This is a genomic window from Nocardia salmonicida NBRC 13393, from assembly GCF_001613085.1.
Classification (GTDB): Bacteria; Actinomycetota; Actinomycetes; order Mycobacteriales; family Mycobacteriaceae; genus Nocardia; species Nocardia salmonicida.
The window spans coordinates 1-13,354 of record NZ_BDBR01000048.1 but is presented as its reverse complement, the minus strand read 5'-3'; the positions used below and the strand labels follow the sequence as shown (position 1 = coordinate 13,354).

The following is a 13,354-nucleotide window of genomic DNA, read 5'->3' as shown; positions in this document are numbered from 1 at the left end:
GAGCTGTCCACCAAGCCCCCGACGCCGAGGAGGAACGATGGGCACGCCCACCGTGCAGCACTACGATCGTCGCGCCGCGTCCCGGATACTGGCCCGACTGGCCGCCCCCGGACTCTTCGCCTCGGCCGCCCCGCCGGCTCCGGTGCGAATCACCTTCCGTACTCGCGCATTGCAACCCGAACCCGGCGCCGCGCTGACGCAGTCCCAGCGGATGTATATGGAACGGTTCATGCGACCGTGTCGCCCGGACCAGGTGACCAGCGCGACCCACCGCCTCACCTGGACCGACAGCGCGGGCATCCCCAACACCGGGTACTTCCACACCGCGGGATCGGGCCCCGAACTCGCGGTGATCGCGCGTGAAACCGTTCTCGCACTGTGGCATTCGCTGGCGGAATCCGGTCTTCCGGCGCGGGCCGCGGCCCTGCTCGCCCACGATCGCGGTGTCCTCGCCGCGACCACCACCGATCACGATCCGCACGAGATCTTCCGGGTCGGCGTCGAAGCGACGGGACGCGCGCTGGTCCAACACGGACTCATCGCCGCCGACACCCCCTATCGCGGAGTCGTCCAATTCGCCAGGGGGATAAACGATTCCGGGATATTCACCGCCGTAGCGACCCGCTGGTTCTGGGAGTTGCAGGCCTCGACCTTCCGGCGCGGGATGATCCCGGTGCGCTTGGCCGCCCAGCCCGATGGGTCCGTGCGCTATACCGCCGATTCGATCGCCGTCCTGCGCACGATGAAGGACGCCACCATCGCCGACGCGCACGCGGTGATGGCGCGCGCGACCACCGAGGAGGGTCTCGGGACCGAGGCGGCCGTCGCGAAGTATCACGACGACCTGGACCTGATCTCCCGGCAGTACGCGCTGCTGCCGGCCGACACCAGGCCCACCTGTCTCGCGGCTACCCAGCACGATATCGACGGTGTCGGCGTGCATGTGCTCACTACTGTGGCGGACCGGTTCGTCGAGACGTTCGCCGCGCTGGCGGGCTCGGTGGAGGTGGTCGAGGACCTGACCGAGCAGCGCCCCGGCACCGACCCGACAGGTGACGACGGTGTCTTCTATGTGCCCGATATGAGCTGCCGACACTGCGTGCGCACGATCACCGCGCTGCTCGAGTCGATGGACATCCCCGTCGTCGAGATCGACCTGGAATCCAAGCGCGTGATCGCCCAGATCCGGAGTCCGCGCAACCGGTTCCGCGTGTTCGAGGCGTTGCGCGACGGCGGGTACAACCCGGTCGACGACGTGCCGGCGCAGGTGCCCGGCACGTCGGTGGGATGATCCCGCCCGCCGTCCCCGCCGCGCTGCATCCGCTCGTCGCCGCGTTCCTCACCGACCGCGACGGCGTGCGTGCGGCGCTGCGCCGCTACGGCTCTCCCCTGCATCTGGTGTTCCCCCAGGTCTTCACCGCCAACCTCGCGGCGCTGCGTACCGTGCTCGACGCCGATGCCGTCCGATATCGACTCTGCTACGCGCACAAAGTGAATCGTTCGGCGGCGTTCGCCCGTACCGCCGCGCACGCGGGGATCGCGGTGGATGTGGCGTCGGCGCAGGAACTGCGTTCGGCACTGTCTGCCGGATTCCCCGCCGACCGTATAGAGGTGACCGGGCCCAAGGGCGCCGCGATGCTGCGGGCCGCACTGGCGGCAGGGGTGACGGTCAATGTGGACAATCTCTGGGAACTAGCGACGCTGGCCGAGCTGGCGTCGCCGGAGCAGCCGGTGCAAGTGTTGCTGCGCGTTTCGGGGTTCTCCGGTAGCTCGCCGAGCCGGTTCGGCATCGATCTCGCCGATGTGGACATGGCGCTGGAGCTGCTGGTGCGGCACCGAGATCGGCTGCGGCTGCTCGGGTTCGCCTTCCACCTCGATACCGCGGCCACCACGGAGCGGGTCAACGCGGTCGGCGACTGTCTCGAACTGATCGAGCGCGCCTACGAGCACGGTCTCGCGCCGACCGTGCTCGATATCGGGGGCGGGCTGCGCCAGGTCTTCACCGCCGACGCCGCGGGCTACGACGCCTACGACCGTGTCCTGCGGGCGGGCCTGCTCGGACGAGGCCCCGCGATGCACTGGGGAAACAATACTTTCGGCTACCACCTCGCCGAGGGAATGGTGCACGGCGGGCCGGTGTTCCACAAATACGCCAATACCGAATCCGCTGCCGTCATGCTCACCGAACTACTCGCCGCCGCGCTGCCCGGACACGGCGGGCGGGCGCTGGGGACGGTGCTCACCGACAATCTCCTCGACCTGTGGCTGGAACCGGGCAAAGCGCTGGTCGATCACGCCGGAATCACCGTGGCCCAGGTGGAATTCGTCAAGCAGGCGGGTAGCGGCGCGACGCTGGTCCATCTGGATCTCAGCCGCGACACCGTCACCGCCGCCGACCAGGAGGTGCTCATCGATCCGATCGTGCTGTCCGAAGAGGTCGGATCGCGGCCTGTAGGAGTGTATTTCGCCGGACATCTGTGCCTCGAGCGCGACCTGGTCACCCAGCGGCAGGTGCGGGTCGCCCAGCTGCCCTCCCCTGGCGATCCGGTGGTATTCGCCAATACCGCCGCCTACCATATGGATCTGTCGGCCGCACAGGCCAGCATGCATCCCGTTCCGGCGAAAGTCGCTGTGCTGCATCGTGACGGAGGGTTCGAGCTCTGTCCCGACGCCGACTATCGACCCGGGGGCCGGTGATGGTCTACACCCACATCACCGAGCTGATCGGCAACACTCCCCTGCTGCGTCTCGACCCCGCCGTACACGGGTTACCCGAGGTCGACCTGTACGCGAAGCTGGAGTCGCACAACCCTTTCGGTTCGGTGAAGGATCGCGTCGCCTGGGCGATGATCCGCGACGACCTCGATCACATCGCCGCGGACGGACAGTCGTTCATCGAGGCGTCGAGCGGCAACACCGCCAAAGCGCTGCGGGTACTCGGCGCACTGCACGGCATCCCGTTGCGCGCGGTCACCAACCGGATCAGGGTGAGCGAGGTCCGCCAGCTGCTGCAACTGCTCGGCACCGAGATCGTGGAGCTTCCCGGCCTGTCCGAGTGCCCCGATCCCCATGCGGCCGACGATGTTTCGGCCGTCATCGAGCAGACCATCAGCCAGGGGCAGGGCCGCTGGTATCACCCCTCGCAGTACACGAACGAGCGCAATGTCGCGGCCCATCACGACGGCACCGGCGCCGAGATCGCCACCGACCTCGCGGACGCGGGCATCGACCATCTCGACTATCTGATCGGCGGCCTCGGCACCACCGGATCCACCCGTGGCACCGCGACCGCGCTGCTGGCCCATCATCCCGGGCTGCGCACCATCGGGGTGGTGTCGGATCGTTTCGATTTCATCCCCGGTATCCGCTCGGAGCGCGAGATGTGGGAGGTCGGCCTGTTCCGGCCGGATTTCTACGACCAGATCGTCACCGTCGATGCCGCCGCCGCCATCGAGGCGACCCTCGACCTGGTTCGCGGCTACGGCGTGCTCGCCGGACCGACCAGCGGCGCGGGCTATTACGCCGCCCTGCACGCCCTGGCCGCGGCGCCGCGGCCCGAGGGCAGACCGCTGGTGGCGGTGTTGATCGTGTGTGACCGAATGGAACCGTATCTGTCCTATTTCGCCAAACGTCGGCCTGACCTGTTCGGCAAGCCCACCGCACCGGCGCCCCCGAGCCCCGAGGACTCCGCGCCGACGCTCTCACCCGCCGAACTCGCCGAGCTCGACCGCACCGCCAGACCCACTGTCGTCGATACCCGGGGCGCGATGGCCTACCGGGTCGGGCATGTCCCCGGGGCGCTCAATATCCGTGACGACCAACTCGACGAGATGCTCACCCAGGGTGTGCCGTTTCCGCGGTCACGGCCGGTGGTGTTCGTGTGCCCGGTCGGGGAGACCTCGCTGCGCTTCGCCGCACTGGCCCACCGCGCGGGCTATGCGGCGTTCAGCCTCGAGGGCGGCATCGTCGCGTGGCGCGATGCCGGATATGCCATGGAGCGCGGCGGCTGATCAGACGAGCACCCTGGTCGCACGTCGAGCGGTGCTCAGCGAACGACCTCGACCGGCCGCCGCCAGCAACGGCGCCAGCGGGCCGCGATACCCCTGCGCGAGGAGCCCGACGACCTTGCCGAAGCGCGCCACGAAGTGCTGTGCGGTCGTCTCGTCGAATCGAGCGATCGGATAGATGAACGACCCGTCGATACCGGCGGGCGCGCCGATGCGATCGTAGTGATCGGTGAGCCCGAACTCGAGATCGTGCTTGGCCCTGACCACGCCGGTCGGTATCTCGGTGATCGAAAGACCTTGCGCCGGTGATGGTTCAGTGGCAGTGCGTGGCGCTTCTGCTCGCTGCAGGATGAGCGTCGCCTGAAACAACGGGAGCGCGGCGTCCTCCAGCAGGCAACGCTTGAGGCGGGTGTCGGGGGTGTCGGGGTGGGCGTACGCGGCGAGCGCGACGCGGCGGACCTGATCGATGAGCTCCTCGACGTCGCCCGCGCGGTCGAGGCGGACCCGCATCAGCACGTCATCGGAGAAGTTGCCGACGAGATCGTCGAGCAGGCGGTGCTCGCGTCCCGAAACCGCCGTGGCGACAGTGACATCGGAGCTGCGCGCGAAGGCGCCGACGGTGAGGGCGAACGCGGCCTGCAACACCATGAACAGGCTCGCCCGACCCTCGTGCGCCAAGCGCAGCAGCCCGGCGTGGGTCGCGGCATCGAACGAAATCGGCAGCAGCGCACCGGCGACGGGGTCGATCGGCGGGGCGGGCTGTTCGCGGGCGGGCAGGGCGAGCCGGGCGGGACGGCCCGCCAGCGCATTGGCCCAGTACCGCAGCTGATGGGTGGCCCGGCTCCACTCGTCGGTGAACTCGCCGAGCTGCTCGTGCTTCCACAGGGTGTAGTCGGTGTAGCTGATCGGCAGCGGCCGCCACTGCGGGGAAGTGCCCGCACGGCAAGCCAGGTAGGCGGTGACCAGATCGCGGATCAGCGGGCCCATCGAGCGACCGTCGACCGAGATGTGGTGCACGACAAGGGCCAGCACCACATCGTCGGGGCCGAGTACGAACAGCCGTGCCCGCACCGGCAGTTCACCGGCGAGGTCGAAGGGCCGCCCGGCCAGCTCGGCGACCGCGGGGGCGAGTTCGGCTGCGCTGACCGCGCATTCGGCCACATCGAGGACGGCGTCGCCGGGCTCGATTACCCGCTGCGCCGGGCCGAGCTCGGTCGCCGGGTAACGGGTTCGCAGCGGATCGTGTCGGGCGACAAGGAGTTTCAGTGCTTCGCGCAGTGCCGCCACATCGACGGCCGCGCCGCGCAAGCGCATGGCCCGCGCGACATTCCAGTCCGCCGACCGGCCCAGCCGCGCGGCCTGCCACATCCGCTCCTGGGCGGGCGCGAGCGGCACGTGCGCCGGACACGGGCGCGGAGCGAGCACCGGTGGCGTGGCGGGCCGCGAACGCCCCGGAGCACTTCCGGTGCGCACCGTCGCCGACAACACGCCGCGATCGGCCTCGAATCCCCCCGACCTCATCCCCACGCCGGGGTCCAACACGCGTCTACAACCTCCACACCGTTCCGACAGGTGAGCCACGCTAATGACTGGATGTGAACGCGCAGTTACCGGATCGTGACCATGCTCGGTCGGTCGATCACATCGCGACTCCGAAGATTTCGCCGACTATCCACTTTCCGGGGGAAATCGCCCAAAAGCCGCGTTAGAGTAGCGACGGGAAGCTGAGCGAGGAGTTGGTTGGTGTCCATCGGGAAATTGGTGTCGTTCGACGGTTCACGGGGTTTCGGGTTCATCCGGCCCGATGACGGCGGGCCCGATGTGTTCGTCCACGTCAACGACATCGGCCTCGACGAGGACGAGCTCCGTCAGGGTCGTCTGTTCGAATTCGATGTGACCGAAGGTGATCGGGGACCCAAGGCGATCAACCTGACCGGGGTCGGCCAGACCCCAACGGCTCAGAAGACGCGCAAGAGCGGCGACCAGTTGGGTCCCGAGGAACTGCGTCAGCAGATCACCGAACTGCTGCTGGAAGCCTCCCCCGCGCTCACCGCGGCCGAGATCATCACCATCCGCGACCGGTTCACCACCTTCGCCGACGAACACGGCTGGCTCGACAGCTGACCTCGCGCCCGCGCTCCGCACCGCGTGCGCGCCACGCGGACAGTCGACCGCGACAGGCGCGCGCCCGAGGTCCGCGCACGTGTCGGTACCCCGTCCTACGATCGCCTCACACACCGATGAATCGGGCGTGCTCGCATCGTCGATACGGGTGAACACACCCGCGAGGAGGATCGGATGGATCTACCGGTGATGCCGCCAGTGCGCCCCATGCTGGCCAAGTCGACGCCGTCGTTGCCGCGCGAACCCGGACTCAGCTATGAGCCCAAGTGGGACGGCTTCCGCTGCATCGTGTTCCGCGACGGTGACGAGATCGAACTCGGCTCCCGCAACGATCGCCCGCTGACCCGGTATTTCCCCGAGTTGGCCGAGCTGCTGAAGGCGGCGCTGCCGCCGCGCTGTGTCGTCGACGGGGAGATCGTGGTGGTCACCGACCAGGGCCTCGATTTCGATACCTTGCAGCAGCGGTTGCATCCGGCGGCCTCGCGGGTCAACAAGCTCGCGGCCGAGACGCCGGCCAGTTTCGTCGCCTTCGATCTGCTCGCCCTCGGCGATCGCGATCTCACCACCGAACCGTTCGCGCAGCGGCGCCGCGAGCTCGAATCGTTGCTCGACGCCGCGCCCGGCCGGATCCACCTCACGCCGATCACCCAGGATCCCGACGTGGCCCAGGACTGGTTCACCCGGTTCGAAGGCGCGGGCTTCGACGGCGTGATGGCCAAGTCCGACGAGCTGACCTACCTGCAGGACAAGCGCGTGATGCTCAAGATCAAGCACGAACGCACCGCCGACTGTGTGGTCGCCGGGTATCGGATGCACAAGGACGGCGAGGGCGTCGGTTCGCTGCTGCTGGGCCTGTTCGACGACGAGGGCAATCTGCATCATGTCGGGGTGGCGTCGAGTTTCACCGCGGCCCGGCGCCGCGAACTGCTCGGTGAGCTGGCGCCGTTGCGCGAGAACGCGCTCGACGACCATCCGTGGCGCAACTGGGCCGACGCTGTCGCGCAGGCGAACGCCGACGGCAAGATGCCGGGCGGGGTGAGTCGATGGAGCGGGGGCAAAGACCTCTCGTGGGAGCCGTTACGGCCCGAGTTGGTGGCCGAGGTGCGCTACGAGCACGTGCAGTCGGGAAGGTTCCGCCACGGCGGGCGGCTGGCCCGGTTCCGGGCCGATCGCACCCCGGAGTCGTGTACCTACGCCCAACTCGACGAAGTGGCGCCCGCCGAGCTCGACGCGATCTTCGGGGTCGGCCGATGAGCGCCGCGGTGGAACTCGACGTCGACGGCCGCGCGCTGACGATCAGCAATCCCGACAAGGTCTACTTCACCAAACGCGGGGAGACCAAGCTCGACCTGGTCAACTACTACCGGGCCGTCGCCGATCCGCTGCTCGGCGTGATCGGGGGCCGTCCGCTGTTGCTGGAACGCTATCCCGACGGCGCTTCGGGCAAATCGTGGTTCCAGAAACGGGTGCCGAAGTCGGCGCCGGACTGGTTACAGACGGTGGAGGTGTCCACCCCGAACGGCACCACCAGCGACGCGCTGGTGGCCCACGATCTCGCCCACATCCTGTGGGCGGTGAATCAGGGCTGCCTGGGCTTTCACGTGTGGCCCAATCACGTTCCCGATCTGCGGATCGCCGACGAACTGCGCATCGACCTCGATCCCTCGCCCGGCATCGGATTCGACGATCTGCGACGCGCCGCGGTGCGTACGCGCGAACTGCTGGCCGAACTCGGCATCGACTCCTCCATCAAGACCTCGGGTTCGCGTGGTCTGCACATCTACGCGGCGCTGGAACCGAGGTGGGACGGCTACGAGGTGCGGGCGGCCGCGGTGGCGCTGGCCAGGGAGCTGGAACGTAGGCACCCCGAGGAGATCACCGCACAGTGGTGGAAAGAGGAGCGCGGCTCGCGGGTGTTCATCGACTTCAATCAGAACGCGCCGCACAAGACCGTGTTCGGCGCCTGGTCGGTGCGGCCGAAGGTCGGCGGTCAGGTGTCGACGCCGATCACCTGGGCCGAGCTCGACACCGTCGTCCCCGACGAACTCACCCTCGCGACAGTTCCCGCCCGCCTCGCCGAGTCCGGTGATCCGTGGGCGAATCGGCCCGCGCAGTCGATCGACCCGCTGCTGGAGATGTCGGAGCGCGACATGGCAGCGGGGTTGATGGACGCACCGTGGCCACCCCAGTATCCGAAGATGCCGAACGAGCCACCGCGCGTGCAACCGAGCCGGGCCAAGAAGGACTGAGGTCTACTCCCCCGATCCGAGCCCGGAAATGGAAGCTGCCCCGCCGTCCACTGAGCTCTACTCCGTGGTCCAGGGCGACCAGACCGCGGCGCTGCCCTTGCCCTCGCACACGAGCGCGTGGTTATCGGTGGTGCGGCCCGACTTGTCCACCGAGGGATCACATTTCGCCCCCGCGGTGTAGTAGGACCCCGACACCCGGAACGGCCCCGACCAGGTGTAACCGCCTGATCCGCGCAGACAGAGCAACGTCGCACCGTCTGCGGCGACACCGAGTAGACCGGCCTTCTCGGCGGCGCACTCGGTGCCCTTCTCGACCACGCTGCCCTTCTCACTGCCGGCCGCGGGGCTCGTCACCGGGACGGCCTCGGTGGTCGTCGGCGTCGCGTGGGAAGTTACCGACACCGGCCTCGGTGTCGTGGTCGACGACCCGGCGAGCGTCGGAACGGACACATCCAATCCACCGAAAACAGCGAGCCCGATCGCCGCCGCTACCGCCACCTCGGTAATGCCGAGCAGCAACGCCAGCAACGCGATTCCCCGCCCGCGCGGATGCCCGAACGACAGCAGCCCGAACACGATCGCGATCGGAAACAGCAGCACCAGCGCGGCAGCGAGCGCCACCATCGCATACGGATTCACGCGCGGCTGATCATTGCGGCGCCCACCGCCCACACCCTCCGATGACACCTGCGGCCAGCGCTGGCCGTCCCAACGTCGATCATCGGACTCCTGCTCGGGGTCGTCGTCCCATTCCTCGTACCGTGCCATCAACCCCGGGTCCCTCTCCGATCTCCCCGGGCGCACAACGAAACAGGTATGGCGCCGGGTTACGCGACGAGAATAAGGACTCCGAGCCCGATAGCACAGCTCAAACGCAAAATAGGGTCACAGTGACATAACGTGTGATTCTGCGGTAACCCGCCTGGTAACGAACCGGCTAACACCTTTGCTTCGCCAGACCGAACAGGTTCATGCTGGTCATCAAGTGCACCATTGCTCGCACCCCTCAGCTCCCGAGGAGGACTCATGTCCGGCAGCACGCCTTCGGCAGACCCGCCCTGGCATGCCCAAGCCGGTGACCTCCTGGCCGACGACTACAACGTCCCCGGCATCGTCATGTGCGCGATCGGGGTGGTCGGGCTGGCCTGCACCCTCGTCGCGGCAGGCACCGAGCACACCGGGTGGGCCGTGCTGGCCGGAATAGCGACGGTGCTCTTCCTCGGCGGCGGCGTCGGCGCGCTGATGTTCGAACATCACCGCGAGCAGAAGATCGAACAGGCGCTGGGCCGCACCGGCCACGCACCCGGCCATGCCGGACCACAGCGCTACAGTGCGGAGGTCGCGATGCCACCCTCGCGGCGTGCGCTCGATCCCTAACCTTCGCCGGGTTGCACGCTCGGTGTCGGCGCGGTGCGCAGGACGCTGGGGATCGTCTCGTTGATGATCGTGAGCAAGGTGTCCGCCAGCAGTTGATGCATCTGGGCCCTGGTCAGCGTGCCGCGGGTAATCCATTCGCGCCCGGCGACTTTCACCAGGCCCGCGTAGGCGAGCACCAGCGCGCGCAACGATGCACTGTCTGCCAGATCGGCGCGTCCGATCATCACCAGCATGCGTTCGGCGGCGGCGTCGTCGGCCTGGTCGAGGATCTGCTGCACCTCGGGGTCGTCACCGACGCCCTCGTGGCTGGTGACCTTCACCCAGGTGGTGCCGTGCTCGGCGATGGTGTCGAGCAGCCAGCCCACGATCGCGTCGACCCGCTCGCCCGCCGTGCCGTCGGGAATGGACACCCTGTCCTGACGCGGCAGGGTCACCATGCGACGCACCACCGCCAGATACAGGTCGCGCTTGTTCCCGAAGTAGTGGTTGATCAGGCCGCGCGCCACCCCCGCGCGCTGGGCTAGCTCCGCGGTCGACACCGCCGCGTAGGGCCGTTCACCGAACATGTCGATGGCACAGGCCAGGATCTGCGCGCGTCGCTCGTCGGGTTCGAGCCTGCGCCTGCGCGGCGCGTCTGCGGTATCGGTGTCCAGCGGGGAAATCGGGCTGCTCCGTCGGGTTCGTTTCATCGTCGCGCGGTTGCGGCGACGGCCCATCACGATACCCAGCGGGTCGCTCGCGCGGCCAATGCGACAATAGATGTCGTCCACCGCTCCCGCACGAAGGAATGTCGCACTCCCCGATGACCGAGAACATGATCGATCCGGATGAGTTGGCGACCTGTCTGCGGGTACTGGAACGCGCCGGGCAGTTGGAGAAGGAACATCCCGATTCCATCGCCGTGCAGCGCGCCGTCGGGCACATGTTCAAAAAGCTCAAGCACCGCCGCCGCATCGAGGCCAGGGAGCAGATCTCCTCGAACGACCGCGCGGTCATCGCCGCTACCGCGACCGGTTCCCCCCAGCGCATCGATGACGAGACCGCGGGCATCCCGATCAGCTCGGCCACCTCCGGTGCGAGCGCGGGCACCCTGCTCAAGGCGCGACCCTGCTACATCTGCAAGCAGAAATACACCCAGGTCGACGCGTTCTATCACCAGCTGTGCCCCGAGTGCGCGGCCTCGAGCCACACCAAACGCGACGCCCGCACCGATCTGTCCGGCAAGCGCGCCCTGCTCACCGGTGGCCGGGCCAAGATCGGCATGTACATCGCGTTGCGCCTGCTGCGCGACGGCGCGCACACCACCATCACCACCCGCTTCCCCAACGACGCGATCCGCCGCTTCGCCGCCATGGAGGACAGCGCCGACTGGCTGCACCGGCTGCGCATCGTCGGCATCGACCTGCGTGACCCCGCCCAGGTCGTCGCCCTGGCCGACGACGTCGCCGCCCAGGGCCCCCTCGACATCCTGATCAACAACGCCGCCCAGACCGTGCGCCGCTCCGCTGGTGCCTACAGCGCGCTGGTCGACGCCGAGAACTCCCCGCTGCCCGCGGGCGTGCTGCCGGAGATGGTCACCTTCGGCAAGACCATGCAGGCTCACCCGACCGCGCTCACCGCCTCGCTCACGCCGTCGCTGTCGGCCACCGATGTCGCCGAACTCGCGCTGGTCGCAGGCTCGGCCACCCCGGAACGGATCGCGGCGGGCGTGGCCATCGACGCAGGAGGCCTCGTCCCCGATCTCGCGCACACCAACAGTTGGGTGCAGACCGTCGGTGAGGTGGAGGCCACCGAACTGCTCGAGGTGCAGCTGTGCAACTCGGTCGCGCCGTTCATCCTGGTGTCGCGGTTGCGTCCGGCGCTGGCCGCCGCGGCGGGCAGGCGCAAGTATGTGGTCAATGTCTCCGCGATGGAAGGCCAGTTCGGCCGCGGTTACAAGGGTCCGGGGCACCCGCACACGAATATGGCCAAGGCCGCGCTGAACATGCTCACCCGGACCAGCGCGCTCGAGATGTTCGAGGCCGACTCGATCCTGATGACCGCCGTCGACACCGGCTGGATCACCGATGAGCGCCCGCACTTCACGAAGGTCCGGCTGGCCGAAGAGGGCTTCCACGCTCCCCTCGATCTCGTCGACGGCGCCGCCCGCGTCTACGACCCGATCGTGCAGGGCGAGGACGGCATCGACCTCTACGGCTGCTTCCTGAAGGACTACCGGCCTTCGCCCTGGTGATCCAAGCGATGCCGAACCGGAATGATGATCATGATTCCGACCGGCGAGCGGGTACATATTCTGAATAGGTGTCGTTCCGGGTGTTGGCCGAGGTTCTCGCTGTCACCCACGTCGCGTTCATCGCGTACGTGGTCGTCGGCGGATTCCTCGCGTGGCGATGGCCTCGCACCATCGGCCTGCACGCGATGGCCGTGGCATGGGGTTTCGGCATCATCCTGATCGGCTTCCACTGCCCGCTGACCTACGCCGAGAACTGGGCGCGCAGGCGCGCCGGGGTGAGCGAGCTGCCCGAGGCGGGATTCATCGACCACTACCTGACCGGGGTGATCTACCCCGACAGCGCGCTCGGCCTGGTCCGCGCGCTCGCGGCGGTGGCGGTGCTCGTCTCCTGGCTCGGCTACGCGCGCCTGTACCAGCGCCGACTCAGTTCACGTGCCGTGTGATCTCCTGCGCCACCGCGGCGTGCTGTGCGTCGAGATAGAAGTGCCCACCACCGAAGGTGCGCAGGCTGAACGGCCCGGAGGTGACCGCACGCCACTGCTCGGCCTGGGCCACGGTGGTCGTGGGGTCCTCGGTGCTGACGAGCGCGACGACCGGACAGCTCAGTAGCGGTCCCGGCCGATGCCGATAGGTCTCGACCGCCTGGTAGTCGGCCCGAACGGCGGGCAGTACCAGATCGGCGAGTCCCGGTTCGGTGCGCAGCAGTCGCACCGGGGCCGGGTCGTTCGCCAGCCGCTCCAGATCCTCGATGAGCGCGGCATCCGATGCCTCGTGCAGCCGGGCGGTTTCGACGAACTCCGGCGCGGGACGGCCGGAGACGACGAGGGCGCGAACGGGTTGTCCAGCAGCGGCCAGTCGCAGCGCGGTCTCGTAGGCCACGGTGGCACCCATGCTGTGCCCGAACAGCGACCGTGTCGCTGCCGGTCGACGCGCGATGTCGGCGGCGATCCGGTCGGCGAGCAGATGCAGGTCGGTGATCATCGGATCGCCCAGGCGGTCCTGTCTGCCCGGATACTGCACCGCTGTCACGTCGACGTCCGGGCCGATGTGTCGCGCCAACTCCCGATAGAAGGTCGCCGACCCACCGCCCGGCGGAAAGCACGTCAATCGACCACCCGTCGCGGTACCCGGTCGCAGTATTCGAACCCACTCCGTCGCAGCCGTATTCACGCCCATATCACACTCCTCACCGTCGTCACCACAACTAGGCTGGTCGATGTGACCACCGCGCAGCAGCTCGTCCACGCCTACGAGACGGGATTGGGACTCCCACCGTCCGGCGACGCCGACGTGCCCGACCCCGGTGCGCGGTTGGCGGCCACCCTACCGGTGTGGGCGCTCGCGGCGGGTTCGGTCGCGGCGGC

The 13,354-nt window shown here is 68.3% G+C and carries 13 protein-coding genes; 9 read left to right on the top strand and 4 right to left on the bottom strand.

The genetic code is table 11. From position 1 onward, the window contains the following. Nucleotides 1-37 precede the first annotated feature (37 nt). Genes NS1_RS32895 through NS1_RS32885 form a run of 3 tightly spaced genes read left to right on the top strand, consistent with a single transcriptional unit; the run spans nt 38 to nt 4,010 of the window. The gene (locus NS1_RS32895; RefSeq protein WP_062990825.1) at nt 38-1,291 is read left to right on the top strand and encodes a heavy-metal-associated domain-containing protein; all 1,254 of its coding nucleotides are present in this window, start codon (nt 38-40) and stop codon (nt 1,289-1,291) included. After that, nucleotides 1,288-2,697 carry an alanine racemase gene (locus NS1_RS32890; protein ID WP_062990823.1) on the top strand — a complete coding sequence of 470 codons (1,410 nt, stop codon included), beginning with the start codon at nt 1,288-1,290 and terminating at the stop codon, nt 2,695-2,697. Before NS1_RS32895 ends, NS1_RS32890 begins: the two co-directional genes overlap by 4 nt. Next, nucleotides 2,697-4,010, top strand: a complete 1,314-nt coding sequence (locus NS1_RS32885) for a pyridoxal-phosphate dependent enzyme (protein ID WP_062990821.1) — start codon at nt 2,697-2,699, stop codon at nt 4,008-4,010. The genes NS1_RS32890 and NS1_RS32885 overlap by 1 nt, the downstream gene beginning before the upstream one ends. Here the strand turns inward: NS1_RS32885 and NS1_RS32880 are convergent, their stop codons facing one another. Beyond that, nucleotides 4,011-5,528 carry a condensation domain-containing protein gene (locus NS1_RS32880; protein ID WP_255284786.1) on the bottom strand — a complete coding sequence of 506 codons (1,518 nt, stop codon included), beginning with the start codon at nt 5,526-5,528 and terminating at the stop codon, nt 4,011-4,013. A 219-nt stretch (nt 5,529-5,747) separates the two neighbouring features. Between NS1_RS32880 and NS1_RS32875 the strand changes: the two genes are divergently transcribed. The 3 genes from NS1_RS32875 (at nt 5,748) to ligD (ending at nt 8,380) form a co-directional block, all read left to right on the top strand. Beyond that, nucleotides 5,748-6,131, top strand: a complete 384-nt coding sequence (locus NS1_RS32875) for a cold shock domain-containing protein (RefSeq protein ID WP_062990817.1) — start codon at nt 5,748-5,750, stop codon at nt 6,129-6,131. Between the two features lie 174 nt (nt 6,132-6,305). After that, entirely contained in the window at nt 6,306-7,385 is a 1,080-nt protein-coding gene (locus tag NS1_RS32870) for an ATP-dependent DNA ligase (protein ID WP_200950468.1), read from the top strand. Further along, nucleotides 7,382-8,380: a non-homologous end-joining DNA ligase gene (gene ligD, locus NS1_RS32865; RefSeq protein WP_062990815.1), complete on the top strand. Its 999-nt coding sequence runs from the start codon at nt 7,382-7,384 to the stop codon at nt 8,378-8,380. The genes NS1_RS32870 and ligD overlap by 4 nt, the downstream gene beginning before the upstream one ends. 57 nt (nt 8,381-8,437) lie before the next feature. On the opposite strand, the gene NS1_RS32860 is transcribed toward ligD, so the two are convergent. Next, nucleotides 8,438-9,148, bottom strand: coding sequence for a hypothetical protein (locus NS1_RS32860; protein ID WP_062990813.1), 711 nt, complete (start codon nt 9,146-9,148; stop codon nt 8,438-8,440). A gap of 258 nt (nt 9,149-9,406) precedes the next feature. On the opposite strand from NS1_RS32860, the gene NS1_RS32855 reads away from it, so the two are divergent. Then, nucleotides 9,407-9,757: a hypothetical protein gene (locus NS1_RS32855; protein WP_062990811.1), complete on the top strand. Its 351-nt coding sequence runs from the start codon at nt 9,407-9,409 to the stop codon at nt 9,755-9,757. Here NS1_RS32855 and NS1_RS32850 read toward each other — a convergent pair. Beyond that, nucleotides 9,754-10,446 carry a TetR/AcrR family transcriptional regulator gene (locus NS1_RS32850; RefSeq protein WP_062990942.1) on the bottom strand — a complete coding sequence of 231 codons (693 nt, stop codon included), beginning with the start codon at nt 10,444-10,446 and terminating at the stop codon, nt 9,754-9,756. The genes NS1_RS32855 and NS1_RS32850 overlap by 4 nt on opposite strands. A 113-nt stretch (nt 10,447-10,559) precedes the next feature. Between NS1_RS32850 and NS1_RS32845 the strand changes: the two genes are divergently transcribed. Further along, the gene (locus NS1_RS32845; protein ID WP_062990809.1) at nt 10,560-11,990 is read left to right on the top strand and encodes an SDR family NAD(P)-dependent oxidoreductase; all 1,431 of its coding nucleotides are present in this window, start codon (nt 10,560-10,562) and stop codon (nt 11,988-11,990) included. A 68-nt stretch (nt 11,991-12,058) separates the two neighbouring features. Next, the gene (locus NS1_RS32840) at nt 12,059-12,433 is read left to right on the top strand and encodes a DUF2784 domain-containing protein (protein WP_062990807.1); all 375 of its coding nucleotides are present in this window, start codon (nt 12,059-12,061) and stop codon (nt 12,431-12,433) included. Here NS1_RS32840 and NS1_RS32835 read toward each other — a convergent pair. Further along, the gene (locus NS1_RS32835) at nt 12,414-13,166 is read right to left on the bottom strand and encodes a thioesterase II family protein (protein ID WP_062990805.1); all 753 of its coding nucleotides are present in this window, start codon (nt 13,164-13,166) and stop codon (nt 12,414-12,416) included. The two genes, NS1_RS32840 and NS1_RS32835, sit on opposite strands and share 20 nt — an antisense overlap. Nucleotides 13,167-13,354 lie beyond the last annotated feature (188 nt).